Origin of the sequence: Pseudonocardia zijingensis, assembly GCF_042657305.1 — a bacterium.
Lineage (GTDB): Bacteria > Actinomycetota > Actinomycetes > Mycobacteriales > Pseudonocardiaceae > Pseudonocardia > Pseudonocardia zijingensis.
Genome location: NZ_JBHSKO010000001.1, coordinates 160,409 through 185,103 on the forward strand (window position 1 = coordinate 160,409; position 24,695 = coordinate 185,103).

General features: G+C 72.6%; 40 protein-coding genes. 39 read left to right on the top strand and 1 reads right to left on the bottom strand.

What is annotated here, in order from left to right; all coding sequences use genetic code 11:
- The first annotated feature begins 106 nt into the window (after nucleotides 1–106).
- The 24 genes from ACFPL3_RS00835 to ACFPL3_RS00950 all read left to right on the top strand — a co-directional run bounded on the left by ACFPL3_RS00835 (nucleotide 107) and on the right by ACFPL3_RS00950 (nucleotide 14,325).
- Complete coding sequence (locus tag ACFPL3_RS00835) at nucleotides 107–550, top strand: helix-turn-helix domain-containing protein (RefSeq protein ID WP_343944979.1); 444 nt, start codon at nucleotides 107–109, stop codon at nucleotides 548–550.
- The gene (locus ACFPL3_RS00840) at nucleotides 547–792 is read left to right on the top strand and encodes a helix-turn-helix domain-containing protein (protein ID WP_343944978.1); all 246 of its coding nucleotides are present in this window, start codon (nucleotides 547–549) and stop codon (nucleotides 790–792) included. Before ACFPL3_RS00835 ends, ACFPL3_RS00840 begins: the two co-directional genes overlap by 4 nt.
- Before the next feature lie 253 nt (nucleotides 793–1,045).
- Entirely contained in the window at nucleotides 1,046–2,800 is a 1,755-nt protein-coding gene (locus ACFPL3_RS00845; RefSeq protein WP_343944977.1) for a DNA cytosine methyltransferase, read from the top strand.
- On the top strand, nucleotides 2,797–3,633 hold the full coding sequence (locus ACFPL3_RS00850; protein ID WP_343944976.1) for a DNA adenine methylase: 837 nt from the start codon (nucleotides 2,797–2,799) through the stop codon (nucleotides 3,631–3,633). The genes ACFPL3_RS00845 and ACFPL3_RS00850 overlap by 4 nt, the downstream gene beginning before the upstream one ends.
- Nucleotides 3,634–3,668: 35 nt before the next feature.
- A complete protein-coding gene (locus ACFPL3_RS00855) occupies nucleotides 3,669–3,980 on the top strand; it encodes a hypothetical protein (RefSeq protein WP_343944975.1) in 312 nt (103 codons plus the stop codon).
- A complete protein-coding gene (locus ACFPL3_RS00860; protein ID WP_343944974.1) occupies nucleotides 3,977–4,126 on the top strand; it encodes a hypothetical protein in 150 nt (49 codons plus the stop codon). The genes ACFPL3_RS00855 and ACFPL3_RS00860 overlap by 4 nt, the downstream gene beginning before the upstream one ends.
- The gene (locus ACFPL3_RS00865) at nucleotides 4,123–4,344 is read left to right on the top strand and encodes a hypothetical protein (protein ID WP_343944973.1); all 222 of its coding nucleotides are present in this window, start codon (nucleotides 4,123–4,125) and stop codon (nucleotides 4,342–4,344) included. The genes ACFPL3_RS00860 and ACFPL3_RS00865 overlap by 4 nt, the downstream gene beginning before the upstream one ends.
- On the top strand, nucleotides 4,337–4,492 hold the full coding sequence (locus tag ACFPL3_RS00870) for an immunoglobulin domain-containing family protein (RefSeq protein WP_343944972.1): 156 nt from the start codon (nucleotides 4,337–4,339) through the stop codon (nucleotides 4,490–4,492). The genes ACFPL3_RS00865 and ACFPL3_RS00870 overlap by 8 nt, the downstream gene beginning before the upstream one ends.
- On the top strand, nucleotides 4,489–5,331 hold the full coding sequence (locus tag ACFPL3_RS00875; RefSeq protein ID WP_343944971.1) for a hypothetical protein: 843 nt from the start codon (nucleotides 4,489–4,491) through the stop codon (nucleotides 5,329–5,331). The genes ACFPL3_RS00870 and ACFPL3_RS00875 overlap by 4 nt, the downstream gene beginning before the upstream one ends.
- On the top strand, nucleotides 5,328–5,555 hold the full coding sequence (locus ACFPL3_RS00880; RefSeq protein WP_379588342.1) for a hypothetical protein: 228 nt from the start codon (nucleotides 5,328–5,330) through the stop codon (nucleotides 5,553–5,555). Before ACFPL3_RS00875 ends, ACFPL3_RS00880 begins: the two co-directional genes overlap by 4 nt.
- A gap of 457 nt (nucleotides 5,556–6,012) precedes the next feature.
- Nucleotides 6,013–6,255 carry a hypothetical protein gene (locus ACFPL3_RS00885; RefSeq protein WP_343944969.1) on the top strand — a complete coding sequence of 81 codons (243 nt, stop codon included), beginning with the start codon at nucleotides 6,013–6,015 and terminating at the stop codon, nucleotides 6,253–6,255.
- Entirely contained in the window at nucleotides 6,255–6,644 is a 390-nt protein-coding gene (locus ACFPL3_RS00890; protein ID WP_343944968.1) for a hypothetical protein, read from the top strand. Before ACFPL3_RS00885 ends, ACFPL3_RS00890 begins: the two co-directional genes overlap by 1 nt.
- A complete protein-coding gene (locus ACFPL3_RS00895; protein ID WP_343944967.1) occupies nucleotides 6,641–6,841 on the top strand; it encodes a hypothetical protein in 201 nt (66 codons plus the stop codon). The genes ACFPL3_RS00890 and ACFPL3_RS00895 overlap by 4 nt, the downstream gene beginning before the upstream one ends.
- Complete coding sequence (locus tag ACFPL3_RS00900; protein ID WP_343944966.1) at nucleotides 6,838–7,359, top strand: hypothetical protein; 522 nt, start codon at nucleotides 6,838–6,840, stop codon at nucleotides 7,357–7,359. The genes ACFPL3_RS00895 and ACFPL3_RS00900 overlap by 4 nt, the downstream gene beginning before the upstream one ends.
- Nucleotides 7,356–8,168 (top strand): exonuclease domain-containing protein, encoded by an 813-nt coding sequence (locus ACFPL3_RS00905; protein WP_343944965.1) that lies wholly within the window; start codon nucleotides 7,356–7,358, stop codon nucleotides 8,166–8,168. Before ACFPL3_RS00900 ends, ACFPL3_RS00905 begins: the two co-directional genes overlap by 4 nt.
- A complete protein-coding gene (locus ACFPL3_RS00910) occupies nucleotides 8,165–9,001 on the top strand; it encodes a hypothetical protein (RefSeq protein ID WP_343944964.1) in 837 nt (278 codons plus the stop codon). Before ACFPL3_RS00905 ends, ACFPL3_RS00910 begins: the two co-directional genes overlap by 4 nt.
- Nucleotides 9,002–9,020: 19 nt before the next feature.
- Nucleotides 9,021–10,217, top strand: coding sequence for a recombination directionality factor (locus ACFPL3_RS00915; RefSeq protein WP_343944963.1), 1,197 nt, complete (start codon nucleotides 9,021–9,023; stop codon nucleotides 10,215–10,217).
- 58 nt (nucleotides 10,218–10,275) lie between these two features.
- The gene (locus ACFPL3_RS00920) at nucleotides 10,276–10,518 is read left to right on the top strand and encodes a hypothetical protein (RefSeq protein ID WP_343944962.1); all 243 of its coding nucleotides are present in this window, start codon (nucleotides 10,276–10,278) and stop codon (nucleotides 10,516–10,518) included.
- Between the two features lie 17 nt (nucleotides 10,519–10,535).
- The gene (locus ACFPL3_RS00925; protein ID WP_343944961.1) at nucleotides 10,536–11,003 is read left to right on the top strand and encodes a single-stranded DNA-binding protein; all 468 of its coding nucleotides are present in this window, start codon (nucleotides 10,536–10,538) and stop codon (nucleotides 11,001–11,003) included.
- An 83-nt stretch (nucleotides 11,004–11,086) separates the two neighbouring features.
- Nucleotides 11,087–11,881, top strand: a complete 795-nt coding sequence (locus ACFPL3_RS00930; RefSeq protein WP_343944960.1) for a hypothetical protein — start codon at nucleotides 11,087–11,089, stop codon at nucleotides 11,879–11,881.
- A 91-nt stretch (nucleotides 11,882–11,972) separates the two neighbouring features.
- The gene (locus ACFPL3_RS00935; RefSeq protein ID WP_343944959.1) at nucleotides 11,973–13,193 is read left to right on the top strand and encodes an RtcB family protein; all 1,221 of its coding nucleotides are present in this window, start codon (nucleotides 11,973–11,975) and stop codon (nucleotides 13,191–13,193) included.
- A gap of 3 nt (nucleotides 13,194–13,196) precedes the next feature.
- The gene (locus ACFPL3_RS00940) at nucleotides 13,197–13,544 is read left to right on the top strand and encodes a hypothetical protein (RefSeq protein WP_343944958.1); all 348 of its coding nucleotides are present in this window, start codon (nucleotides 13,197–13,199) and stop codon (nucleotides 13,542–13,544) included.
- Nucleotides 13,541–13,729, top strand: a complete 189-nt coding sequence (locus ACFPL3_RS00945) for a hypothetical protein (RefSeq protein WP_343944957.1) — start codon at nucleotides 13,541–13,543, stop codon at nucleotides 13,727–13,729. Before ACFPL3_RS00940 ends, ACFPL3_RS00945 begins: the two co-directional genes overlap by 4 nt.
- On the top strand, nucleotides 13,726–14,325 hold the full coding sequence (locus ACFPL3_RS00950; RefSeq protein ID WP_343944956.1) for a hypothetical protein: 600 nt from the start codon (nucleotides 13,726–13,728) through the stop codon (nucleotides 14,323–14,325). The genes ACFPL3_RS00945 and ACFPL3_RS00950 overlap by 4 nt, the downstream gene beginning before the upstream one ends.
- Before the next feature lie 68 nt (nucleotides 14,326–14,393).
- Here ACFPL3_RS00950 and ACFPL3_RS00955 read toward each other — a convergent pair whose 3' ends face one another.
- Nucleotides 14,394–14,588 carry a type II toxin-antitoxin system Phd/YefM family antitoxin gene (locus ACFPL3_RS00955; RefSeq protein ID WP_343944955.1) on the bottom strand — a complete coding sequence of 65 codons (195 nt, stop codon included), beginning with the start codon at nucleotides 14,586–14,588 and terminating at the stop codon, nucleotides 14,394–14,396.
- 69 nt (nucleotides 14,589–14,657) lie between these two features.
- On the opposite strand from ACFPL3_RS00955, the gene ACFPL3_RS00960 reads away from it, so the two are divergent.
- From ACFPL3_RS00960 to ACFPL3_RS01030, 15 genes are all read left to right on the top strand, one after another.
- Nucleotides 14,658–15,320, top strand: coding sequence for an endonuclease domain-containing protein (locus ACFPL3_RS00960; protein ID WP_343944954.1), 663 nt, complete (start codon nucleotides 14,658–14,660; stop codon nucleotides 15,318–15,320).
- A gap of 199 nt (nucleotides 15,321–15,519) precedes the next feature.
- Nucleotides 15,520–15,909, top strand: a complete 390-nt coding sequence (locus ACFPL3_RS00965) for a hypothetical protein (RefSeq protein WP_343944953.1) — start codon at nucleotides 15,520–15,522, stop codon at nucleotides 15,907–15,909.
- The gene (locus ACFPL3_RS00970; RefSeq protein WP_343944952.1) at nucleotides 15,909–17,093 is read left to right on the top strand and encodes a hypothetical protein; all 1,185 of its coding nucleotides are present in this window, start codon (nucleotides 15,909–15,911) and stop codon (nucleotides 17,091–17,093) included. The genes ACFPL3_RS00965 and ACFPL3_RS00970 overlap by 1 nt, the downstream gene beginning before the upstream one ends.
- On the top strand, nucleotides 17,090–17,650 hold the full coding sequence (locus tag ACFPL3_RS00975; protein WP_343944951.1) for a zinc finger domain-containing protein: 561 nt from the start codon (nucleotides 17,090–17,092) through the stop codon (nucleotides 17,648–17,650). The genes ACFPL3_RS00970 and ACFPL3_RS00975 overlap by 4 nt, the downstream gene beginning before the upstream one ends.
- Nucleotides 17,647–17,997 carry a hypothetical protein gene (locus ACFPL3_RS00980; RefSeq protein ID WP_343944950.1) on the top strand — a complete coding sequence of 117 codons (351 nt, stop codon included), beginning with the start codon at nucleotides 17,647–17,649 and terminating at the stop codon, nucleotides 17,995–17,997. The genes ACFPL3_RS00975 and ACFPL3_RS00980 overlap by 4 nt, the downstream gene beginning before the upstream one ends.
- Nucleotides 17,994–18,233 carry a hypothetical protein gene (locus ACFPL3_RS00985; RefSeq protein WP_343944949.1) on the top strand — a complete coding sequence of 80 codons (240 nt, stop codon included), beginning with the start codon at nucleotides 17,994–17,996 and terminating at the stop codon, nucleotides 18,231–18,233. The genes ACFPL3_RS00980 and ACFPL3_RS00985 overlap by 4 nt, the downstream gene beginning before the upstream one ends.
- 14 nt (nucleotides 18,234–18,247) lie before the next feature.
- The gene (locus tag ACFPL3_RS00990; protein ID WP_343944948.1) at nucleotides 18,248–18,583 is read left to right on the top strand and encodes a hypothetical protein; all 336 of its coding nucleotides are present in this window, start codon (nucleotides 18,248–18,250) and stop codon (nucleotides 18,581–18,583) included.
- Nucleotides 18,576–19,073, top strand: coding sequence for a hypothetical protein (locus ACFPL3_RS00995; protein WP_343944947.1), 498 nt, complete (start codon nucleotides 18,576–18,578; stop codon nucleotides 19,071–19,073). The genes ACFPL3_RS00990 and ACFPL3_RS00995 overlap by 8 nt, the downstream gene beginning before the upstream one ends.
- Nucleotides 19,070–19,252: a hypothetical protein gene (locus ACFPL3_RS01000; RefSeq protein WP_343944946.1), complete on the top strand. Its 183-nt coding sequence runs from the start codon at nucleotides 19,070–19,072 to the stop codon at nucleotides 19,250–19,252. The genes ACFPL3_RS00995 and ACFPL3_RS01000 overlap by 4 nt, the downstream gene beginning before the upstream one ends.
- 38 nt (nucleotides 19,253–19,290) lie before the next feature.
- Nucleotides 19,291–19,713 carry a DUF397 domain-containing protein gene (locus ACFPL3_RS01005; protein WP_343944945.1) on the top strand — a complete coding sequence of 141 codons (423 nt, stop codon included), beginning with the start codon at nucleotides 19,291–19,293 and terminating at the stop codon, nucleotides 19,711–19,713.
- Nucleotides 19,710–20,012 (top strand): hypothetical protein, encoded by a 303-nt coding sequence (locus tag ACFPL3_RS01010; protein ID WP_343944944.1) that lies wholly within the window; start codon nucleotides 19,710–19,712, stop codon nucleotides 20,010–20,012. Before ACFPL3_RS01005 ends, ACFPL3_RS01010 begins: the two co-directional genes overlap by 4 nt.
- Nucleotides 20,009–20,785 carry a hypothetical protein gene (locus ACFPL3_RS01015; protein WP_343944943.1) on the top strand — a complete coding sequence of 259 codons (777 nt, stop codon included), beginning with the start codon at nucleotides 20,009–20,011 and terminating at the stop codon, nucleotides 20,783–20,785. Before ACFPL3_RS01010 ends, ACFPL3_RS01015 begins: the two co-directional genes overlap by 4 nt.
- Entirely contained in the window at nucleotides 20,785–20,955 is a 171-nt protein-coding gene (locus ACFPL3_RS01020; protein WP_343944942.1) for a hypothetical protein, read from the top strand. Before ACFPL3_RS01015 ends, ACFPL3_RS01020 begins: the two co-directional genes overlap by 1 nt.
- A 343-nt stretch (nucleotides 20,956–21,298) precedes the next feature.
- Nucleotides 21,299–21,883, top strand: coding sequence for a hypothetical protein (locus ACFPL3_RS01025; RefSeq protein ID WP_343944941.1), 585 nt, complete (start codon nucleotides 21,299–21,301; stop codon nucleotides 21,881–21,883).
- A complete protein-coding gene (locus ACFPL3_RS01030) occupies nucleotides 21,880–24,651 on the top strand; it encodes an LAGLIDADG family homing endonuclease (RefSeq protein ID WP_343944940.1) in 2,772 nt (923 codons plus the stop codon). Before ACFPL3_RS01025 ends, ACFPL3_RS01030 begins: the two co-directional genes overlap by 4 nt.
- The last annotated feature ends 44 nt before the right edge of the window (nucleotides 24,652–24,695 follow it).

Here is a 24,695-nt window from a genome sequence, read left to right on the forward strand (position 1 = left end):
CGAGAAAGATCACGGCCTGGTCACGGCGCACGACCTGCCCCGACGGGTCTCAAGTTGCCTGGACAGGGGTTGCGACTTGCCTCATCTTTCCGTAAGTTGCCATATTATGAACACTGCCCGCTCCGTTAGTGCGACCCGCAGGTACGATCCTGGCCGCCCCAACGGCGCCACCATCCGTGCCCTCCGCCAGGTGAAGCGCCTTCGCCTCGAGGAGCTCGCCTACCGCATCGGAGTCACCGCGAGCTATCTGTCCCGCATCGAGCACGGCACCCGTGCCGGCACCTCGAAGGCCCCGCTGATCGCCCACGTCCTCGACGTCCCCGTCGCGGTCCTCACCGGCCAGCTTCCTGTCATTGGGACCATCCGGGACGCCGCCGGCATCGACCGCGACAGCCTCGCACGCACCATCGACATCACCCCTGGCCAGCTCGCCCGCATCGAACGGGGCGCCGAGCTTCCCGACGACAGCCTGATTCGCGTCATCGCGAACCGTCTCGGTGTCGACCCGGCCGCGCTACGCCCGTACATCGCCCTCGCGGCCGCCTCGTGACCGCCACGACCGTCGGCGTCGCCTGGCTCACCGCCAAGCAGGCCGCCGAGCGTATCCACAAGGACGCGTCGACCGTCCGGGCCCTCGCCCGCTCCGGCGCCCTCCACGGCCACCAGTCCGGATTCAAGTGCTCCTGGCTGTTCGCTGACGCCGCCGTCGACGCCCACGTGCAGGGCCTCGACGACCGCGCCCAACGCGAGGCCTGCGGCTGCGCCCGCCTCCGCGTCATCCGCGGCCGCTAACCACCCGTCCATCCGCTGCTCGCAGGGCAGACGCATGCCCACGCTGTCCTGCATCTCGTGAGACAGGAGGCACCTCGGTGATCAATCGCTCGACCCCTCAGCGCAACGCGCGCCACGCCCTCCACGCCGACGGCCGCCACAGCGCCGAACGACCCAACGGCAGACCCGTGTCGGCGCTGGTCCCCGTCCCGCCCCAGTACCACGGCGGCCGACACCGCGCTGGGCTCTTCGCCCGCCTCACAAGGACCGCCCGGTGACCACCTCCTACGAGCTCGATCGCGCCGGAGATCGGCGTCTGCCCGCTGCCTACGCGTGGTCCGTCCACGCGCCGAACGGGCTGCGCTACCACGACTGGTTCTGCGGCGCCGGGGGGTCGAGCCTCGGCATGACAGCTGCCGGGATGGAGCTGGCCATCGCAGCGAACCACTGGCAGCGGGCGATCGAGACCCACTCCGCGAATTTCCCGGACGCCGAGCACCTGTGCGCGGACCTCACCCACTACGACCTGCGCCTCGCCCCGCCCGCCGAGGTGCTCTGGGCCTCCCCGATCTGCACCGAGGCCAGCCCCGCGGGCGGTCGCCGCCGGCAGCGCGCCCAGGGTGAGCTCGAGCTGTTCGGTCCCGTCGCGAAGGAGGGGATGGAACGCACCCGCGCCACCTTCTGGGAGGTGATCCGCTCCACCGAGCTGTTCCGGTACCAGGCCGTCATCGTCGAGAACGTCGTCGACGTCGCCACCGAGTGGGGGCTGTTCGACTACTGGCTCGAGGGGATGCGCGTCCTCGGATACGCAGTGCAGTTCGTGTCGGTCAGCTCGGCGCACATCGGCGGCCCGACGAACCCGCACGCCCCGCAGTGGCGGGACCGGCTCTACATGGTGTTCACCCGCCAGGGGGCACCGCTCCCGGACGTCGACCCGAGGCCGCTCGCGTGGTGCGAGGAGTGCGGCGAGGACGTCCACGCCATCCAGTCCTGGAAGCGACCCGGCCGACGGATCGGCAAGTACCGGCAGCAGTACGTCTACCGCTGCCCTCGCCGCGAGTGCCGGCACGCCGTCGTCGAGCCGTACGTGCTGCCCGCCGCGGCAGCGATCGACTGGTCGAACCTCGGAACCCGCGTCGGTGACCGGGCGCGCCCGCTGGCCGCGAAGACACGCGCTCGAATCGAGGCCGGGCTGCGCATGTTCGCCCAGCCCGTCACGGCCGTCGACGCGCCCCTCACCGCACGGACTACGACGTCGACCAAGGGCGTCGCGGTGCCACCGGTCATGGTCAGCGTGAACCACGGTGGCGCCGACGGTCGCGCCTACCCGGCACACACCGGGCCGCTGCCCGCGCGCACCGTGCGGATCGGCGACGGGATGGCCTGCCCTCCGATGACGGTGCCCGCCGGCGGTACGTGGCGTGACGAGGCCAGCCCGGTAGATATGCCCATGGGTGCGCGCACCACCCGCGACACCGACGCGCTCGTCGTGCCACCGTTCGTAGCCGAGCTGCGCGGCGGCGGCAGCGTCGCGCGACCAGTGCTCGACCCGCTGGCCACTGTCACCGCCGGCGGCCGCCACCACGGCCTGACGGTGCCGCCAGAGGTGGCCCAGGCCTTCTACGTGAAGAACCACGGGGGCTACGCCCAGCCGCGGGACACCGTGCGCTCGGTCGGTGAGCCGCTCGGCGCGATCACCGTGAAGGACCCGACCTCGCTCGTGATCCCGTTCCGCCGCGGCGCGCGCCCGCATGGCACGGACGACACTGCGCTGTCCACGGTGGCCACGCGCGAGCAGCACGGCCTCGCGCACCTCGGGTTCGACGTCGACGACTGCCTGTTCCGGATGCTCACCCCGGAGGAGCACCTCGCCGCCCAGCGGTTCCACCCGTCCTACGTGGTGCTCGGCAACCAGGGCGAACGCACCATGCAGGCCGGCAACGCCGTGTCGAGCAACGTCGCCCAGTGGCTCGGCGCCGCGGTGGCTGCCGCGCTGTGCGGTGACTCGTCCTCGTCGGCGGCGTCGTGACCGCTCCACCGTTCCCCTACTTCGGCGGCAAGCAGCTCCTTGCCTCGCGGATCGCCGCGGTGTTCCCGCCGCATCGGCACTACGTCGAGCCGTTCGCCGGCAGCCTCGCCGTGCTGCTCGCGAAGGCCCCATCGCCTTTCGAGACCGTGAACGACCTCGACAGCGACCTGATGACGTTCTGGCAGGTCCTGCGCGACCAGCCCGACGAGCTCGCCCGAGTGTGCGCGCTGACGCCGCACTCGCGCGCCGAGTTCGAGGCGGCACGCACCCGGCCCGACACTCTGACCGACCTCGAGCGTGCCCGCCGCGTCTGGGTGTACCTCACCCAGGGCCGCGGCGGGGTGCTCCGCAACACCGGATGGCGGCACTACAAGAAGCCGAGCGGCGGCACCAGCGTCACCGACTACCTGCGCGGCTACGTCGCCCGCATCCACCCAGCCCTCGAACGGCTGCAGCACGTCTCGCTCGAGTGCCGCCCCGCGCTCGACGTCATCGCCGACTACGGCTGCCACCCCGATGTGCTCCTGTACGTCGACCCGCCGTACCTCGGCTCCACGCGCGGCTGGGGTGCGAACTACCGGTTGGAGATGCGCGGCGTCGACGAGCACGCCGAACTCGTCGACGCCCTCGCAGGCTGCCGTGCCTCCGTCGTGCTGTCTGGCTACCCCTCGCAGCTCTACGACGACGCCCTCGCCGGCTGGCACCGCCTGGAGATCCCCACGCACACCGGCCAGTCCGCGCGCGGCGCATGGTCGGCCCGCACCGAGGTGCTGTGGATGAACCGCCCGATCGCCGACCAGCGCGGCCTCTTCGAACTCGGCGGCACCGCGTGATGCCGCACAGCAACTGCCGGAAGGAACACCTCGACATGAGCATCACCCCCACGGCTGGTCCGGCCGCGGCGCCGCAGGGCGAGCCGGAGCCGAAGCTCGCCGAGGCCGCGCAGGCCGAGACCACGGCGGCGCCGCCCGCACCCGCCGAGCCGTCGAGCGGGCAGGAGTCGACCGTAGAGGTGCAGCCGGCGGTCGCCGACCGGCCCGGGCGGGTTCCTGGCTGCGGCGGGTTCGACCTGCAGACGGCGATCGTTGTGGCGGGGATCGAGTGGATCCCCGCCGACGGCCTCCCGCACATGTCGCCGATCGGTACCGCTCTCGCAGCGGAGATGGCGGCCTCGGCATGAGGCGCGACTCGGAGCCGCTGCCGATCATCACGCTGATGTTCATGGTGCTGCTCGCCGCCGGCGCGGTCGTGGCCGCCACCGCACCGGTCGCCGCGGCACCGGCGAACGCCCCGACCGCCCAGGTGGCGCCGGAGGTTGTGCCGTGACGACGGAGGAGATCCGCAACGTGCGCCGCTGGTTCGGCTGGTGGGCGCTCGCCACGGTGGCGGTCACCGTGGCGGTCGGCGTCGACTGCCTGGTCCGCGAACCGGTCCCGGGCCAGACCACCCCGATGATCCTGCTCGGCCTGCTGTGCGTGCTCTACGGCGCGCTCTGGGCGCGCCTCGGGCAGGTCCTTGAGCAGCGGGGGGAACGCCGTGGCTGAGCAGCACACGCCGCCGCGCCCCGGCCCGGTCGGCGACCCGGCCCCATCCGCGGTGTGGACGTTCGGCGGCGGGCTCATCGTCGCCTCGGTCCGGATCCACGACGCCCTCGCCACGTGGACCCGCAAGCGCAAGGGACAAGTCCGATGACCGACGAGACCACCGCCCGCAACCGCGCCGAGGTCGTGGAGCGCGCGCTGAAGATGCAGGAGGGGAGCGTGCTCGCCCGCGAGGTGCTGCGGATGCGCGCCCTGGCCGGCGTCCCGACCGCGGACGTGGCCACCACGCAGCTAGCGGCTTCTGAGCTGCGGCGTGCCGCTCAGGTGATCCGGTCGTCGTGGCGGTCGCGCTCTAAGCGTGGGGCCGCACATCACCTCGACCAGCGTGCCGCCGAGCTGGAGGCCGCCGCCCCCGAGGGCGTGGACGCGGCCACCGAGCCGACCTATCGACACACCCGCGAGCGGCGCCCCGGTGAGCCGGTCGACCCGGCCGCGGACCTCGCGCGGTACGACGCGGTGCTCGCCAGAACGCCGGAGGGCTGCCCGGGGCGAGGGCTCATGCTCGCGCACCGCGAGCAGCTCGCACGTGAAGTCGCCCGCGTGGACGCGGGCCGCCGCCCGCGGGTCGCTGGCCGCTGCCCGTCCTGCCACGGCACGTCGCTGTTCCTCGGGGCGGGCGGGCACGTCACCTGCTCCCGGCTGGACTGCCCGGCGCCGTGCACTGCCGACGACCTCCTTCATCCCGAGTCGCCCGCCCCGGTCGACGTTGCGGCCCGGTTCCGCGCCGCCGCCGAGAGGGCGGGACCGGTGAGCCAGACGACGCATGTTGAGACCGACGCGCTCCTTGCCGTAATGAGCAGCGACGAGGACCGGGTGCAGGACCTGCTCGGCGAGATGACACCGCAGCAGCTGCTCCGGTTCAGCGAGCAGGTCGAGAAGCTGTGGCACGCCATCCGGCGCGCGCGGTGGCGAGGAGGTGCGTGGAAGTGAGCACCGGCGAGATGAAGGTCAAGATCTGGAGCGAGAAGGTCGACGACGGCCGCCGGTGGCTGTGGCACTACCAGGTGCGGATGCCGGGCAAGGCGGTTCGCGGCATCGAGCTCAGCCACCCTCGGGCGCTGGCCGCGGTCGGGCGAGTGCGCGAGCGGGAGAGCGCCCTCGCGCACGTTCTCGACGAGCAGCGCAGCGCTGCTGTGGCGGTGCCGACGTTGTGATGGTCTTGTCGGCGCTCGCCGCGTGGATCGGGGTTGCCGTGCTGGTCGCTGTGCTGGTCGGCCGGACGGTTCGGATCCGTGACGGCCAGATCCCGCACGCGTGACCCTCGACTGCCGTGTCCGTGACTCGCGGGCGCGGCAGTCGCCGTTTCGGGGTGGCCTGGTGGTAGAACCCGGTGGGCGCGATCAGGCAACCCGGATGGAAAGTTCAGGCAACTAGCGGTAGGGTGGACGCAAGAAACGGCGACGCCCCGCGAGCTGCCAACTCAACGGGACGTCGGGAGCGCCCAAGCTCCAAGCCGCCACACCTCGGAAGGACGGCCACCTGTTGCCATTCTACGGCACCCCACCGACACCACCCTGTCTCGCGACTCGCGAGACAGTAGGCAGTTCCCACGTCGACTGGGCCGCGGTTCGCGACATCTACGACGCCCACCAGCGCCCCGCGATCCAGACCGTGTTCGTCGAGCCCACCCAGCTCGACAGCTGCCACGGCTGCCCCGACACCCAGGGCACCCCGAACGACGCCGAAGCCGAGATCGCCTACCGGCACGCCGGGTCCGCGTGGACCTACCGCATCCCCGTGGCCCGCTGCTGCGCCGGCGCCCAGCTCGCCCAGCTGCTCACCTACCCGCAGCCGCTCACCGAGCTGCGCATCGAGATCCCCATCCCGCTCCTGCCCGCCACGGCGGCCGTGTGATGGGCACCCCGCGCACCGCGCTCGCCACCGCGGCCACCGTCCGGCGCCGCCACCTCGTCTCCCAGAAGACCGAGCAGTGGAACGCGCGCTCCGCCGACGGCCGGTTCGACTACGAGCGGCAGGAAGGCTCCGGCACCGCCTGGCGGGTCACCGACCTCACCACCGTCACGCCGGACGACCCGGACGGGCGCTGGTTCCTCGCCCCGTCGCTCCCGGCCGCCCGCGCGATCACCGCCGACGAGCACGCCCTCGCCGTCGCCCTCTCCACCAGCGCACCGCGGCCCCGCTGCGCCTTCGTCTCCCGCGCCGGCGGCTGCCGCACCCCATGCCCCGACCCCCCGGCACCCGGCCACACCCACTGCCCCCGACACGGAGGAACGACCTCGTGAGCTCGCAGATCACCGTCACCTACCAGGCCGAAGACAGCGCCGGCATGACCGTGCAGGAACTGCACACCCGGCTCGCCGAGATGCTCACCCAGGGCATCCCCGGCGACACCGTCGTCCGCGTCCGCACCAAGCTCGGCGCGAACAAGCACGGCGCCGTGATCAAGGCCGTCACCGGTGCGACGGGTGGTGCCCGGTGAGCACCCCCGACCGGATCGTCCGCGACGCCGCGATCCACGCTGCCGCCGCTGACCGCAGCCTCCCGGACGACTCCTACGTGGTGGTCGCCCGCGCGCTCCGCGGCCTCGACCCCATCACCGGCGAGCCCGCCCGCCACCCGCGGCCGTCCGGGGTGCTGCCCACGCCGCCCGACGGCGACTCCCGCTGGTCCATCGTGACGCTCGCCGCGCACCTGTGCGTCCCCCCGGCCGCCGTCGACGCCGAACTCCTCCCGCCCGACGACGGTGACGACGGCGGCGACAGCCCGGACTTCCACTCCGCCCGCCGGTTCGTCACCTACGACAACGCCGCAGGGGAGGACCGCGGCGACTGCTGGCTCACGCACAAGGCGGCCGAGCGGATCGCCGCCGCGCTCCCGGCCGGGCTCCTCGCCCGCCGGGTCGCCGCCGACCAGCCCGAGGCGGCCGCGCTCCTCGGCTGGGACCAGATCCACGCCCTCGCCCGCCACATCGTCGACTACGCCGGCGGCCCGGCATGACGACCGACGCGCCCCGCCTCGACCACGACACACGCTGCACCCAGTGGCGCAGCAACGACCCCACCCGCTGCAACTGCCGCGATGAGCAGGGCAAGACCCCGCGGCCGCCGAGTACCTGGGCCGACGGCCCCTGGGTTGCGTTCGACACCGAAACCACCGGCGTCGACACCGACAACGACCGCATCGTCACCGCCACCGTCATCATCTGGACGCCCGGCCACGACCTGCAGGTTCGGTCCTGGCTCGCTGACCCCGGCGTCGAGATCCCCGACGGCGCAGCGGCGGTGCACGGCATCACCACCGAGCAGGCACGCGAGCACGGCCGCCCGGCCGCCGAGGTGGTCGCCGAGGTCACCCGCATCCTGCTGGAGCACTGGGCGGCCGGGTGCCCGCTCATCGGCTACAACGTCGGGTTCGACCTGTCGATCCTCGCCGCGGAGCTGCACCGCCACCACGGCACCGCGCTGCCGATGACTGGCCCGGTCGTGGACCCGCTCGTCATCGACCGGAAGGTCGACAAGTACCGGCGCGGGTCGCGGAAGCTCGTCGACGTCTGCCGCCACTACGGCGTCGTCCTCACCGACGAGGACGCCCACTCCGCCGACGCCGACGCGCTCGCCGCCGCCCGGCTCGCCTGGAAGATCGCCCGCGCCTACCCCGACGAGATCGGCGGCGTCCCGCTCGCCGACCTGCACACCCGGCAGATCGGGTGGCACCGCGAGTGGGCCGACGGCTTCGGCGCCTACCTCGCTAGCAAGGGCAAGCCCGACGACGTGCAGCGCGACTGGCCGATGCGGGGCGCCTCATGAGCGCATCGACGACCATCCCCGAAGCGGCCGCCGTCGCCGCGCGCGCGCCGCAGCGCAACGACGACGGCTACTACGTGCTCCCCGACGACACCCACCTGATGTCGGTCACCACGATCATCGAGCACGGCATCCCGAAGCCCGGTCTTGTCCACTGGGCCGCGATCGAGGTTGCCCGCTGCGCGATCAGCGCCATCCCGAAGCTCGCCCGGCTTCGCGGCGAAGCCGCCCGCGAGGACGCCTACCAGTGGCTGCGCCGCGCCGCCGAGCGCAAGCGCGACGAGGCCGCCGACCTCGGCTCCGCCGTCCACGACGCCGTCGAGGCACATGTCCTCGGCGCCCCTGCACCGCTCCCCACCGACGAGCAGCGCCCGTTCCTCGACGCATTCCACAGGTTCTGCGACGAGCACCAGCCCGAGTTCCACGCCGCAGAGATGGTCGTCGGGAATCCCGACGACGGGTGGGCCGGCAAGTTGGACGTCTGCCTGCAGCTCCCCCGGCTCGGGCCCGCGATTCTGCTGGGCGACTGGAAGACCGGCCGCAAGGTCTACGACGAGGCCGCGCTCCAGCTGTCCGCCTACCGCCGCGCAACCGTCGGATGGCTCAAGGACGGCACCCAGGTCGAGCCCCTCACCACCGAGGCCGCCGTCGTCGTCCACATCCGCCCCGACGTGCACGAGAAGACCGGCGGCTACCGGCTCTACCAGGCCGACACCTCTGACGACGTCTACGCCTCGTTCCTCGCCGCCCGCGACGTCGCCTACGGCTGGACCCGCCGCCGCGCGAAGCGCGCCATCACAGTCCTCAACCTCCCGCCGCTCGCCGGCGCAGCCTGACCAGGAAGGACCACACCTCATGGCCGGACGAATCCTGTCCCTGCAGCGCCAGGCCCGCGAACTCGGTCGGCTCCGCACCGGCTACACCGACACCAGCGGCCGCAAGCCCCGCCCCGTCAAGTCCGAGACCTGGGTCATCACCAGCCACAGCGAGGGCTACGTCGCAGCCGCCGCCGAAGCATGGGGCGGCACCGTCGAGCGCTGGAACCCCCTTGGCGGCGGAGCCCCGCAGTACCGCGCCATCACCGAGGCGGCCGCACTCGACGCGATCCTTCCGCCCGGGGACCCGCTGTCGCAGGCCTACGAGCTGTGGTCCGGCGGCGGCTGCGCACGCCGCTGCGACGGCATCACCGAGACCCTCTCCGACCGGCCCTGCATCTGCCGCGCGGAGCACGGCGACGACTTCCACGCCCAGCCCAAGGGCAGCGTCTGCTCCGCCACCACCCGCCTCAACGTCTTCCTCCCCGAGATGCCCGACGTCGGCGTGTGGCGGGTCGAGACCCACTCGTTCTACGCCGCGCAGGAGATGGCCGGCGCCGTCGACCTCATCCGCTCCGCCGTCGGCCCCGACGCCGTCATCCCGATCCGGCTGCGCATCGAGAACCGCACCCGGAAGGCGCAGGGCAAGACGAAGCAGTACCCCGTCATCGTCATCGAGCTCCGCGGCATCACCACCGGGCAGGTCCTCGGCGCATCCGTCATGGGCGGCCAGCAGCTCGCCGCGCAGGCCCAGCGCGAAGCCCTCGGCGCAAGCGGACCCGCCGCGGCCGCGATCGAGGCCGCGCCCGCTCGGGCGCCCGAGGAGCCCAGCGGCAAGCCGGCGTTCACCGCCGAGCAGGAGGAGACGCTGCTCACGCAGATCAAGGACACCGACGACATCGACTCCGTCCGCGCGATGTGGACCGACCTTGCCGCCCGGTTCCACATGCCGGTCGCCAGTCCGGTCGCCAAGGCGCTGCAGGCCCGCGCCGCCGAGCTCACCCCGCAGACGGAGCAGGACGCCGTCACCGAGATGGCGACCTCGCGGAGCGAGCCTGCACCTGCCGCGTCCGACGACCCGGACGACCTGTGGGCACAGATCCTGCGCACCGTCCCCGCGGACTGGACGAGCGAGAAGGTCGAGCACGAGTTCGCGCAGTTCGCCGGAACCCCGGCCGACGTCGCGGGCGCGCCGGACATGCGGGCCTACCTCGACAAGCTGCGCGGCGAGCAGTGACAAGCCGGGCGCATGCCGGGGCGGCGATCACCGCCCCGGCGCTCTCCGGAGGTGCGCGGTGAGCAGCCACGTCCTCCCCGACTTCACCTGCGCCGAGTGCGGGAAACGCGGCTGGTTCTCCAAGCGGAACGCCCGGAAGGTCCTTCGCCAGATGCGGGACCGCCACGGCAACGCCGGCGTCCTCCGCGCGTACCCCGCCTGCACCGGCTCCGGCTTCCACATCGGCCACGACGAGCCCCACCGCCCCGGCGGACGCCCCAACCTCAACGACCCCCGCCTGCGCTTCCTGCCGGGCACCTGACCGAAGGAGACACCGGCATGGCCGGAGAGACCGTCATCACCGTGATCGGCAACCTGACCGCCGATCCGGAGCTGCGTTTCACCCCGTCCGGCGCGGCCGTCGCGAACTTCACCGTCGCGAGCACGCCGCGCACCTTCGACCGGCAGACGGGGGAGTGGCGTGACGGGGACGCGCTGTTCCTGCGCTGCAGCATCTGGCGGCAGGCCGCGGAGAACGTAGCCGAGTCCCTCACGCGCGGCATGCGCGTGATGGTGTCCGGGCGGCTGCGGCAGCGGTCCTACGAGAAGGACGGCCAGCAGCGCACCGTCGTCGAGCTCGAGGTCGACGAGATTGGCCCGAGCCTCCGCTACGCCACCGCGAAGGTCACCAAGGTCTCCCGCGACAGCGCCGGGGCGCCCCGGCGCGGCGCCCCCGCCGACGACCCGTGGGGCTCCGCGCCGCCGCCCGGATCCGGGCCGGCTGCCGACGACGAGCCGCCCTTCTGACCCAGACCACCGGGCCCGGCGGCAGCGCCTGCCGCGCCGCCGGGCCCGGTCACGAACCTCCCTCGACCAGGAAGACCACCTCGATGCCCGTCCGTGTCCAGACCCGCTCCTTCCTCGCCCTGCTCGCCGATCTCGCCCACACCGCGTCGAAGGACCCCGATGCTGGCGCGATCGGCGGGATCCTGCTCCACACCGGCCGCGGCGAGATCGGCGACGAGCCGGGCCGCACTGACCTCCTCGTCGGCGCCTCCACTGACCGATTCATCGCCGGCCACACCTACACCGCCTGCGCCGGGCAGCTCTCCGGCACGCCCACGCTGTGGGCGCTGCGCGACGTCAAGTCGGTGATCGCGGTGTTCAAGGCCTCCGCGAAGGCCGACGAGATGCACGCCGTCGACATCACCCGCGACGGCCCGCTCGTCACGATCGCCGAGGACCCGAACCTGTTCGACGACGGGCTCAAGCTGCAGTTCGCGCAGATGCCGGTCGACGACTACCCGGCCGCCGGCGTGTACCGCAACCTCAACCGCGAGACCGCCGACCGCGTCGAGAACCAGGCCGGGCGACTCGTCGAGGCTCTCCCGCGCACCGACTACCCCTCCTCGAAGCTCGACGCGTTCCTCAAGGTCGCCACCGCCCGCAAGGCCCCACTGCAGCTGTACCGCACCCACCAGGCCGAAGCGATCCTCGTGCAGATCGGCGGCACCTACCGCGGCGTCATGGTCCCCTCCCGGTACGAGCCCGACGGCGACGAGCGTCGCCCCGACGCCGAGGTGCACACCCCCGACCTCGAGGTCCTCGAGGCCCTGCAGAAGCCGCAGCAGCCCGAACCGCCGAAGCCGGCCGGCCGCCCCGGCCTGTTCCTCGTCGAGGACTGACCCGCCGGTTCCGCGCCGGCCGGGCACGCCGTCCTCCACGGCAGCCCGGCCGGCACAGCACCCAACCACACCCCTGAAAGGCAGCCACGGCATGACCACCTACAGCCAGCCGTTCACGTCCACCCGCGCGCCCGTCCGCATGTGGGCCGACCCGGCCACCGTCGAAAGCGCCGCCCTCGACCAGCTCCGCAACGTCGCCAACCTCCCCTGGACCCACGGCGTGGCCGTCATGCCGGACGTCCACTACGGCAAGGGCGCCACCGTCGGCTCCGTCATCGCCATGCGCGACGCCGTCTCACCCGCGGCCGTCGGCGTCGACATCGGCTGCGGCATGAGCGCCGTCAAAACCGACCTCACCGCCAACGACCTGCCCGACAGCCTCGCCCCGGCGCGCGCGCAGATCGAGCGGGACGTGCCCGTCGGGAAGGACCTGCACCAGCACGGCGCGAACCTCACCCGCATCGGCCTCGACCGCACGATCAACTGGGACGGCTTCTGGGCCCGCTTCGACCAGCTCCACGCCATGAACGACAAGATCACATGGACGAGCATCGACCGGCTCCGCACCCGCGCCCACAACCAGATCGGCAGCCTCGGCGGCGGCAACCACTTCATCGAGGTGTGCCTCGACGAGACCGACCGCGTCTGGCTGATGCTGCACTCCGGCAGCCGCAACATCGGCAAGGTCCTCGCCGACCAGCACATCGCCGCCGCACAGGCCCTCGACCACAACCAGGACCTCCCCGACCGCGACCTCGCCGTGTTCCTCGCCGGCACCCCGGAGATGGACGCCTACCGCGCCGACCTGTACTGGGCGCAGGAGTACGCCCGCCTGAACCGCACCGTGATGATGGGCCTCGTCAAGGCCGCATTCTCCAAGGCGCTCGGCCGCCACGTCGCCTACCAGCCCGAGATCTCCTGCCACCACAACTACGTGTCCGAGGAGACCTACGACGACCTGGACCTGATCGTCACCCGCAAGGGCGCGATCTCCACCGAGAGCGGCAGGCTCGGGATCATCCCCGGCTCCATGGGCACCGGCTCCTACATCGTCCGCGGGCTCGCCAACGAGGCCGCGTTCCGGTCCGCCTCCCACGGCGCCGGCCGCAGGATGTCCCGCGGCGCAGCGAAGCGCCAGTTCTCGATCGAGGACCTGCAGGCCCAGACCGAGGGCGTCGAGTGCCGCAAGGACGCCGGGGTGATCGACGAGATCCCCGGCGCCTACAAGGACCTCGAGTCCGTGATGGCGCAGCAGACCGACCTCGTCGACGTCGTGCACCGCCTCCGCACCGTCGTCTGTGTGAAGGGCTGACCGGTGAGCCCGACGACGGACCGCGACCTCAAGCACGTCGAGCAGCAGATGCTGATGGCCCGCCCGTGGGAGGCGGCCGAGCCGGAATCGCTCTGGGAGATCACGGGCGAGTACCCCGGCGGGAAGCACTCCTTCACCGAGTGCCTGGCGATCACGCTGCCCGAGCACGTGACTGGATCCGAGCGGCCACTGTTCGTGTTCGTCGGCGCGCTGGCCACGACGAACGAGCCCGTCGATCCCGCCTGGATCACCCACGCTCGGCCCCTCCTGCTCGTGCACCGCGACGAGCCGAGTACCGCCTACTGGGTCGACGACCAGCACTGGATCACGGGCGCGGCGGTGACGGCATGACCGTCCCGAAGCGCCCGGCTGGCCGGGTGTACCTCGACGACGTCGACCACCTCCTGTCGTTCGGCCTGTCCCTGGAGGCGATCGCCGAGAGGCTCGGCGTGAAGGTCGATTCCATCCAGCAGGCCCTCCGACGCCGCGAGAAGCGCGAAGCCGAAGCAGCGGGCGAGAGCGGGGTAGCGGCGTGACCGTCGCCCCCGACCTCGCCCGCAAGCTGGCCGAGCAGGGCGACCAGCCCGACCCGATCCCCGGCCTCGACCCCGACACGAAGACCTGCGACCACTGCGGCGCCGAGTTCCACCGCTCCACCCGCCGGTCGCGGGCCGCGTTCGCGAAGCGCAGGTTCTGCTCCGAGGCGTGCGCCCACCGCGGCATCCCACGGCCCGGCACCCGTGGCCCCCGGTCCGGGCTGCCGGCCGAGTCACGCACCTGCGAGCACTGCGGGCAGCTCTACCACCGCATGATCGGGCAGGCCCGCTCCACGTTCGCGAAGCGCCGGTTCTGCTCCAGAACCTGCGCCGCCGCCGGCATCGACCGCCCCGGCCAAGGACGCCGCACACACTGCCGCTCCGGCCGCCACAAGCTCCCCGACACCGACGGGCCCCGCGCCTGCAACGAGTGCCGGCAGGAACGCGAACGAGGCCAGCGCCCCACCCGCCCACGCAAGCCACCAGCGAAGAAGACGCCACCCATCCGGGCCGCCATCGCCACGCAGCCCGAGCTGCCGGTGTGGCGACCCGCCGGGTTCCCGCCAACCCCCAACACCAGGCCGAGAGCGTCGTGACCTCGGCCCGCACACAGCGAACCGCCGGCCTCCAGAGAGAGGCCGGCGGTTTCGGCGTGCATGGGGACTCAGTCGGGCGTTTCCTCATCTCGCTGGGCGGCCTCAAACGCCGCGAGGTGCTCGGGCGTGAGCGGCCCGATGATCGCCCAGGGTTTTCCTTGGCGGGTCACGACGGTGACCTCGCCTGCGTAGTGGGCTGCGTCGAGCAGTCGGCCGAGATTGTCCCGCGCCTCACGAACAGTCACCTGTTTCCCCACCTTCATGGCCTCAATGGTACGTGCAGTACCGATGGTACCATCGGTACCGACGAATCACGGGCAGGAGGAGACGACGTGACTGTGGTCCGCCACTGGGACCCGATCCCCGGCGTTGCAGTGCCGGACGACATCGCCGAGCGACTGGCCAAGCACCAGCGCTACCGCGTGGCCCTTCCACGAGCCTCGGCCGGCCAGATGTCGCTCTGGCACGCCACCTGCACGCACCGGAGCTACAACCTGACCTGCGAGCAGTTCGAGGACCTGCTCGTGGCGGCAAGGTTCGCGTGCCAACGCTGCGGTGAGCCGGTTGAGAAGTTCTGTATCGACCACGACCACAGGCTGGGCGACTGGGGGGTGCGCGGCCTCCTCTGCTCACCCTGCAACACCCGCCTCGGCCAGATCGAGTGCGGCCGAACCTCCATGGACGAACTCACGGCGGCCTTCCTGGCATCGCCGTACTCAGACCGTCGGCCACCCCTCATGGTCCCAGTCAAGACGCTGCAGTCACTGCTGATCGCCGAGTACCAGACGGAGGAGATCCGAGCCGCGCGTGCCGCCGGATGGACGACTGACAACACCGACCTCCGCCATCGGGCCGTCATCCGCCGCAAGGCGGCCTACAAGGCATGGCACGAGCAGTGGCTCCGAACCAGCGGATACGACCGCTACGTCGACCTGATCCGGCACATCCACAGCATCCGGAGCTGCTCGGCCGACACGTCAGGCGCTTCGCTTTGATGATCACGTCTAACGTCCCGCAAGACATAAGACAGGAGGCCCAGGTGACCGCACCGGAACCTCGCCGGGGCCACCGGGACCCGGACCTCGACCCCATCGAGCCGCCCATGCACCGGCCCCGCCGCTGCCCGCGCTGCACTCGCGCCTCTCGCGACATCCGCGACGGCCGCTGCCGCGCCTGCCGGAACGGGGCCCGGTGATGCACCGCCAACACGTCGACTTCGCCACCGAGGCCGGCTACCGACGCCATATCGCCGAGGGCACTGTCCCCTGCGGTGCCTGCTGCGACGCCCACGCCGTCGAGATGGCGAACTGGCGGGCCCACCGTCGCACCCGCACGCAGCCGCGCCTCCGGTCCTTCGCCGACCACCCGATCCAGTACCGGGCCGCCTGGGACGGCGACGAGCCCGCCGAGGCCCTCACCCCGGACGACCGGCGCCGCCTCGTCATGGATCTCCACGACCTCGGCTGGGACGACGAACGGATCGCCCGCCACACCCGCCAGACCACCTACACGACAGCCCGCATCCGCGGGCAGCTCGGCTTGCTCCCCAACCCCCGGCCGGGCCAGCAAGAAGGAGTCGCCTAATGGCCCGATCACACGTGCGGCTGCAGTTCGGGATGTGGCGCAAGGAAGGGCACGACGATACGTCGAAGGACGCCCGCTGGCTGTACGTGACGATCCTGTCGGACGAGACCCTGAACCAGGCGGGGATGGTCCGGCTCAGCATCGATCTGTGGGCCGACGACGCCGGCATGACCTCCGAGGAGGCGCGCGAGGCGCTCCGCGAGCTGGTCGAGCGCCGGTTCGTCGTCGTCGACCGCCACGAGCTGCTGGTGCGCACGTTCATCCGGAACGACGGCGTGGCCGACCAGCCGAACGTGCTGCGGAACGCGCTCGAGCTGGCCCGCCAGATCCGCTCCCCGACGATCCGGCGCGCGCTCGCCGCCGAGCTGCGGAAGCTGCCCCTTGCGCCCCCGCCGCGGGAGATCGCCGGGAAGGGCGGATCGAAGCGGATGTTCGTCTACCCGGACCCGCACGCGGTCGCCGACGAGATCGATCCGGCGCTGCCGCCGCCCCCGTCCGGCCTCCCGATCGAAGGGTCCACCGACGTCAGCTCGAACCCTTCTTTGAACCCTTCCAACAACCCTTCGGAAACCCTCCCATTTGGAACCCTTCCAACGACCCTTCCTGGAACCCCATGGGGTAGGGGTAGGGGAAGGGGAGAGTCTTACGTAGGGAGTAACTCACCTAAGGAGTTCTCTTCGTCCGAGATCGCTGACGCGATCCCCGACGGCGATCCCGCCCCCGCCCCAGCGGTCACGAAGAAGCGCCCAACCCGGGCCGAGCAGCCGCCCCGCGAGGACGTCGAGCAGCTCTGCTCTCACCTCGCCGACCGCGTCGAGGCGAACACCGGCAAGCGCCCCACCATCACGCAGCGGTGGCGCGACTCCGCCCGGCTCCTCCTCGACAAGGACCTCGCCCGCGAACCCGACGCGCTCGGCCTCGCTACGCGCCTCGCCGACTGGGCCACCAACGACGAGTTCTGGCGCACCAACGTCCTGTCGATGCCGACGTTCCGCGAGAAGTTCACCCAGCTGCGCCTCAAGGCCCGCCGCGAGTGGGAGCAGACCCACGCGCACCGCCCCAGCCGCCGCACCACCGACGACAAGCGCGCCGCCGTCCCCGGCCTCGTAGCCCAAGTCCTCGGCACCGACGGCGCCACCGCTCTCCGCCCCGACCTGCGAGCCATCACCGGAGGGAACGCGTGACCGAGATCGACCGGTACGGCCACCCCGTCGAACGCATCCGCCCAGAACGCCCGGCACCGCCCCCGCCGCTCACCCCCGCCGAGATCGGCGGGCTGCTCGACCTCGTCGTCGGCTACACCGGCCGCGAGCCCGACAAGACCCTCGTCGAGATCTGGGCCGCCCAGTCACTCCTCGGCCGCTGGACCTACTCCGAGGCCGCCCGCGCGATCCACCTCTGGGGCGCCAACCGCGGCCCCAACGACTTCCTGCAGCCAGCAGACGTCACCCGCGCCATCCGCGCCGAGCGGCAGGACCGCGCCATGCGCCAGCCGCAGCCGGTGCCCGACCCGATCGGACAGCAGCGGCTCCGCGAACTCATCGACGGTGCCTTCCAAGCCATCACCGACGACCCCGACGACCCCAGCGACGCTGCCCGCCGCGCCGCGCTCCAACACGCCTGCGACTACTGCGGCGCGAAGCCCTCGGAGCCGTGCACCCGGCAGGGCCTCTCCGGCCGGGTGCGCCTCGCCAAGGTGCACCCGAGCAGGCTGGAAACGGGCCGGGAGCGGGCGTCGTGAGCAACCCGCGGTTCACGATCGCGCAGCTCCGCGCCGAGCTGCAGGAGCTCGCCGAGTCCGTCACCGGGTACGCGCCGCCGCCGAAGCCCGACCGGTTCGACAGCGCCCGCGAGGACGCCGCCGGCCCGATCTGGCTCGTCCCAGGCAGCCCTTTGCCGGTCCGCGCCGTCGACAGCGAGCCCGGGGCCGTGTTCATCGAGGGCGCCGACTTCTCCTACCACGGCGACTGGCAGGCACTCGCCAGCGGACCCGCCCGCTCCTTCGCGATGGCGCTCCTCGCCGCCGCCGACTGGGCCGACGGCCACGACGCCCTCGGCCAGCGGCGCGCCCGGAAGGACACCACGTGAACCTCGAGGACCAGGCCGACCAGGACGCCGCCCTCCGCGTCGACTGCCCACCCGCCGACGAGCACGGCTGCGGCGAGATCGCCGGGCGGCTCTGCCGGAACCTCTCCACCGGCGAGCCGCTGCGGCACCTGCCCGCGCACCTCGCCCGCCTCCGCGCCGCCGGCGTCCGCCACGCCCCGCTCGACCCGCGCGAACTCGCCGCCGACCCCGACCGACCCACCCGCACCACCCACTGAACGGAGACCCGACCATGCCCAGCCCCGACGCCGAGCGGCTCGCCCGGCTGTTCCACGAAACCTACGAGCGCCTCGCCCCCGAGCACGGCTACGAGACCCGCCGCGAGTCCGCGGTGCCGTGGGAGCAAGTGCCCGCGAACAACCGCGCGCTCATGACCGCCGTGTGCGAGCACATCCTCGCGTCTGGCCTGCGCGCTGACACCGGCGCCGAGGAGAGCCTCACCGTGCTCGCGGACGCGATCCGCGACTACCACGGCCGGCTCCGCATCGACATCGAGCGCACCCAACTCGTCGAGGTCCTCGACGAGCACGGCATCGAGATCGACTTCGAGGAGGGCCCCCGTGCCTGACCGCGCCGCCACCTTCGCCGCCACCCTCGCCGCGCTGCTCGTCGGCCACACCGTCGGCGACCACCTCGTGCAGACCGACCACCAGGCCGCCCGGAAGGCGGCCAGCTGGCGGGCGATGGCCGGGCACGTCGCCGGCTACCAGGCCACCTGCGCCGCCACGCTCGCCGCGGTGCACGCCCTCACCGGCTCGCGCCCGTCCTGGCGGCGCGTGATCGCGGGCCACGCCTTCTCCGCCGCGACCCACGCCCTGATCGACCGCCGCTGGCCGGTCACCTGGATCCTCGAGCACACGGGCTCCCGGGCGTTCGCCGCGTCGAAGACCGTGCAGATCCCGTCCGGCATGGTGCGTCCCGGCGCGATCTTCGGTGAGCAGTTCACGCACCACTCGCCGGCCCCGCTCCCGCTGCACGGCCCGTACCTCGCCGACCAGGCGCTCCACCACGCCTGCCTGCTCGTCGCCGCCCTGATCATCACCGGTGGCCGTCGATGACCCAGCCCGCCCCGACGCCCGCCACGTCCGTCTGCGGCGCCTACCTCGACGACTGCACGTGCCGGAAGCGCCCCATCCTGCCGCGCAGCCCGCAGGAGATGCGCGCCCGCCACGAGGCCGCTGTCGCCCGCGCCTACCGCTCCGGCTGGCCGACACGCCGCCGCAGCTCGGCCGCGTAGCCACCGCCCTCACCCCGAACACCACCCAGGAGAACCCCATGACCAGCTGGACCCGCTCCAGCTTCTGCTCCGGCGCCGACTGCGTCGAGGTCGCCTTCACCCCGACCGGGGTCCGGCTCCGCGACTCCAAGAACCCCCAGCAGCCGCCGCTGCGATTCAGCGTCGAGGAGTGGCGGCAGTTCATCGCAGCTGTCGGCGGCCGGCCCGCCCCCGACAAGGCGATCGTCCGCCTGTCCGCGGTCGACGGCCGGTTGCACGAGGTCCTCACCCTGATCGCCCGCGGCCTGTCCAACGCCGAGATCGGCGCCGAACTGCACCTCACCGAGGACACCGTGAAGACCCACGTCCGGCGCCTCCTCGCCCGCCTCGAAGTACCGACCCGCGCGGCCGCCGTGCAGCGAGGCTGGGAACTCGGACTCCTCGGCCACACCACCCCGACCGGGACCGGGCGGTCGGCGTGAGGAAGCGGCAGCCGGAGGCGATGTACCTCGACGGCGGCAGCGTGCTGGTGAAGCACACCCACGACGTCGAGCTCGCCGACCGACTCGCCCGCGAGGCGATCGTGGAGCACGAGCTGTTCGGCGAGGCGACCGACGAGGAACGGGCGGAGATCTGCCTCCCCGATCCGCTGCAGAGGTGGGTGCGGATCATCAACGCGCTGCCCGGCTCGTACGCCGAGGCGGAGGGTTGGGGCTGGGAGTGCCGGCGCGACCAGCCCGGCCGCCGCGGCGTGTTCCCAGCCGTGGAGTACCTGCGATGACGGACGCCAGCGCCATCGTCGCCCGCCCTGCCACCGCGCCGGCCGAGGCCACCCTCGCCGACATCGCCCAGGCCGTCGGGCTCCCCGACGACGCGCACACCGACGACGTCCTCCGCGCCGTCCGCGCGCTCGCCCGCCCCGAGCCCGCGATCGTGCTGCGGCTGCCCTTCACCCGCCCGCCGATCACCGCGAACGAGGCCCGCTCTACCGCGCACTGGTCCAACCAGAACATCGCGAAACGCCAGGTCGCCCACGCCGTCGTCGCCATCGTCAAGCATGCCCGCATCCCGCACCTCGACCGCGTCGCGATCACCCTCACCTGGTACGCCCCCGACCACGGCACCCGCGACAGCGACAGCCTCTACCCGATGGCCAAGGCCGTCATCGACGCCCTCACCCCACCAGCGCCGGCGATCCCGAAAGGCGCACCGACGAAGGCCGGCACCCCGCGGAAGCGGACGAAGGCAGCGAAGCTCGGCGCCGGGATCCTCAACGACGACCACGCCGGCATCGTCACCTCCACCACCACAGCGATCGTGCTCGGCGACCCCGACCCCCGCATCGAGCTCGCCCTGCAGCCACTCCCACCCGCACCGGGGCGCCGCACCGTCCGCCCTCGCCGCCCTTCGCGCGCCCAGAACGTCTCACAACCCGCGAGACGCAAGACGCCACGGGTGGCCACCCTCGACAACCTCCAAACAGCCGCCAGCGACCAAACCAGCCACCCGCACGGCGCCACTCGGCGGCGCAGGCCCACCCGCCAGGACAGCTGATGGCCTACACCTGGGGCGCCCCCACCCCCGAGCAGCGCCCGCCGCCACCCGAACTCCGCACCCACCCCATCCCCATCACCGACCTCCTCGACGCCATCCACAACCCGGCCGCCGCCGACCCCCCCACCCCGCAGCCCGACGCCCAGCCGAACGAGCTCGCCACCGCGTAGACGACACAGGCCCGGCAGCAACACCTGCTGCCGGGCCTGACCCCGTTGATCGTCTATCGTCTCGCAAGACACGAGACACGCGAGTCTCCGCAAGACCGCACGACCCCGGACGCGAGGTGCCGAATGCCCTGGTGACCACCTGCCCCCAGGAGAGGTTCGAAAGCCTCGGCGACGCCCAAGCCACCCTCGCCCAACGCCGCGCCCGCGCAGCACTCTCCGGCAGCCCCCACACCATCCGCCGCTACGCCTACCACTGCCGACGCTGCCACGGAGCCCACATCACCCGCAGCCAGGAGAACCCGTCCTCGTCACCCGATGGCGGGCAGGCCAGGTAGCCGACCTCATGGCGAACCCACAGTGCAAGGCCACCGCGAAGAGCACCGGCAACCGCTGCACCCAGCCCGCGGTGCCCGGCGCCGAGGTGTGCCGCTTCCACGGAGGCGCAGCCCCGCAGGTGCGGGCCGCCGCAGCGCAGCGCGTCGTCGAACAGCAGGTGCGCCGGCTCCTCGCCGACCTCGAGGTGCCCGCCGTCGAGGACCCCTTCACCGAGCTCGCGAAGGTCGCCGGCCAGGTCGTCGCGTGGAAGGACGCGCTCGCCGACCTCGTGAACCGGCTCGTCGAGGACGCCCCCTGCGAGCAGTGCGGCGCCACCGGGGGACGGCTGCGCTACGAGTCGTTCGCCACCGGCGCCGAGCAGCTCCGCTCCGAGGTATCGCTGTTCGAGCGGGCCATGGACCGGTGCGCACACGTGCTGACCGCGATGGCCAAGCTCAACATCGACGAGCGCCTCGCCCGCATCACCGACCTGCAGGCGCAGGCCGTGCTCCGCGCCATCGACGTCGCGCTCTCGACCGCCGGCGTCACCGGGGCCGCCGCAGACGAGGCGCGCGCCGCCGGTGCACGGGAGCTGCGGAAGGCGCCGGCGTGACCGCGGTGCTCGACCGGGCGCTCGCGCTCGCCGCCGACCGGCTCGAAGGCATCGGGGACCGCGGCGAGGCCGCCCGACGGCGCGAGCTCGCCGACCGGCGCGCCCGCCTGCTCGCCCAGTGCCCCACCCCGCTCGACCTCGCGGCAAGATTCGACCGCCGCACCGTCCGCACCCCCGCGCTGGAACTGATCGCCCGCCGAGTCGTCGAGGCCGCCACGTCGCGGGACGGCCGGCTCGTGCTGTCGCTGCCCCCGCAGGAGGGGAAGGCCTTGGACACGGCCACCCCGATCCTCACGACAGCGGGCTGGTCGACGATGGGTGAGCTGCAGCAGGGCGACGAGGTGTTCCACCCCGACGGCCACCCGACGCGTGTCCTCGGCGTCTCCGCCGTCATGCACGATCGCCGCTGCTACCGCGTCACCACCACCGACGGGCGCAGCGTCGTCGCCGACGCCGAGCACCTCTGGACCGTCCGCGACCGTGGTCGCCGCGGCGGTGGCCGCACCGGGCGTCCGGCGCCGTGGGAAACCCTCACGACCGAGCAGCTCCTCGCACGCGGCCTGCTCGCCGAGAACGGGCGACGAACCAACGGTGCAGCGCACCGCGCCTACCGGTTCATGCTCCCTGCTCAGCACACCATCGTGTCGAAGCCGGTCGACCTGCCCGTCGAGCCCTACCTGCTCGGAGCGTGGCTCGGCGACGGCGACAGCACCGGTTCGCAGCTCACCGTCGGCGCCCGCGACCTCGACGAGATACTCGGCCAGGTCCACGCATCCGGCGCGCGCCTAGTATCGGTCAGCCCCTCGCACACGGCCTGGCGAGTCCGGTTCAGCCTCGACAGCCGCCGGCGGAAGACCTCCAGCTTCCGTACGGCCCTCACGGCTCTCAACCTGTGGGGCAAGAAGCACATCCCAGACCTGTACCTCGCTGCTGGCACCGAGCAGCGGCTGGCGCTGCTGCAGGGTCTCCTCGACACCGACGGGTCGATCTTCCGCACCGAGACCTCCAGCCGGGTCGAGTTCACCGCCTGTCGCCGGGTGTTGGCCGAGGGCGTGCTGCAGCTGGTTCGGTCGCTGGGCTGGCGGGCCACGATCCGCGAGTCGGCGGCGACGCTCGACGGTCGCGAGGTGGGCCGGCGGTGGAGGGTCTGTTTCACTCCCGAGCAGGGCGGCCACGTCCCGTTCCGGCTGCCCCGCAAGGCGGCCCGGATGCAGGCGCCGCAGTCCCGCGGCGGCGAGCTGCGCGCGGTGTCCATCGCCTCGATCGAGCCTGTGGAGTCACGGCCGGTCCGCTGCATCACCGTCGATCGGGAAGACGGCTTGTTCCTGGCCGGCCGCGACCTCGTGGCCACCCACAACTCCAGCACGTTGCGGTGGGCGGTGTTGTGGTTGCTCGCCAACGACCCGGAGCGGCGGATCGTCGTCGCCTCCTACGCGGCGTCGCTGGCCCGGACGTCGGGGCGGATCGTGCGGAGCCTCATCGAGTCCTACGGGGCCGACCTTGGCCTCACCGTCGACCGCTCCCACGCTGACGCGTCGGACTGGCAGCTCGCCGGCCACGCCGGTGGGCTCCGCGCGGTCGGCGTTGGTGGGGGCCTGACCGGGCAGCCGTCCGATGTGCTCGTCGTCGACGACCCGTTGAAGGGGCAGGCGGAGGCGGACTCCGCGACGATCCGGGACAACCTGCACGAGTGGTGGTCGTCGGTCGCGCTGACCCGTCTCGCGCCGGGCGCGCCGATCATCGTCGTCCAGACCAGATGGCACGAGGACGACCTCGCCGGCCGCATGGAGGCCGAGGGCTGGCCTGTCGTGAACATCCCCGCCCAGGCCGACGGTCAGACCCCGGACGCGCTCGACCGCCCGGTGGGGGAGTACCTCGTCTCGGCGCGGGGCCGCACCGATGCGGACTGGGCCGAGAAGCGGAAGGCCGTCGGCGAACGTACCTGGGCCGCGCTGTACCAGGGCCGCCCGGCACCGCTCGAGGGCGGTGTGTTCAAGGCTGCGTGGTTCGACACCTGGCGGGTGCAGGAGGCCCCGGCCGGTTGCCTGCCCCCGACGGTCGTGGTGGACCCGGCGGACAACGAGGGCGACGGTGACGAGGCCGGGGTCATCCTCGCCACCAGCCACGCCGAGACCGGGCGGGTGTACATCCTCGACGACCTGTCCGCGGCGATGACCGTGGCCAGGTGGGCGCGGCTCGCGTTGCTCACCTGCGTTCGGCGGGCCGCGCCGAGCCTCGCCTACGAGAAGTCCCTCTCCCAGCTGCCGAAGCGGATCCGGGAAGCGTGGGCGCAGCTGCACCGCGAAGCGGTCGCGCTCCACCGGACCGGAGGCGACCAGCAGGCCGCGGTCGAACGCCTCGCCCGTCGCGACGACAGCCCGGAGGCGCGGGAGCAGATCGCCGCCGGGCTCGCCGAAATCGCCGGCGACGTCGCCGACATCCTCGCGTTCGGCACAGCCGGGCCGCGGCTGCGCCCCATCGTGGCGCGCGGGTCCAAGCAGCTGCGCATGCAACTCGCCGCGCCCGCGTTCGAAACCGGCCGCGCCGTCATGGTCGGCCGACACCAGGTCGTCGAGCACCAGGCCACCACCTGGTCACCGGGCCAGGACTCCCCGGACCGAGTCGACGCCCTCGTGCACGCCGTGCAGCTCCTCGCCACAACCGGCGGCAACCCCGGACTCGGCCGCGCCACGGACCGGGTCCCCACCAGCTCGACCGGCACCCGCAACAGCGGGGCATCGAGGATCACGAGGAGCACGAGACGCTGAACGCCCAGATCACCCGTTCCACCAGCAGCCGCCGCGCCCACGGC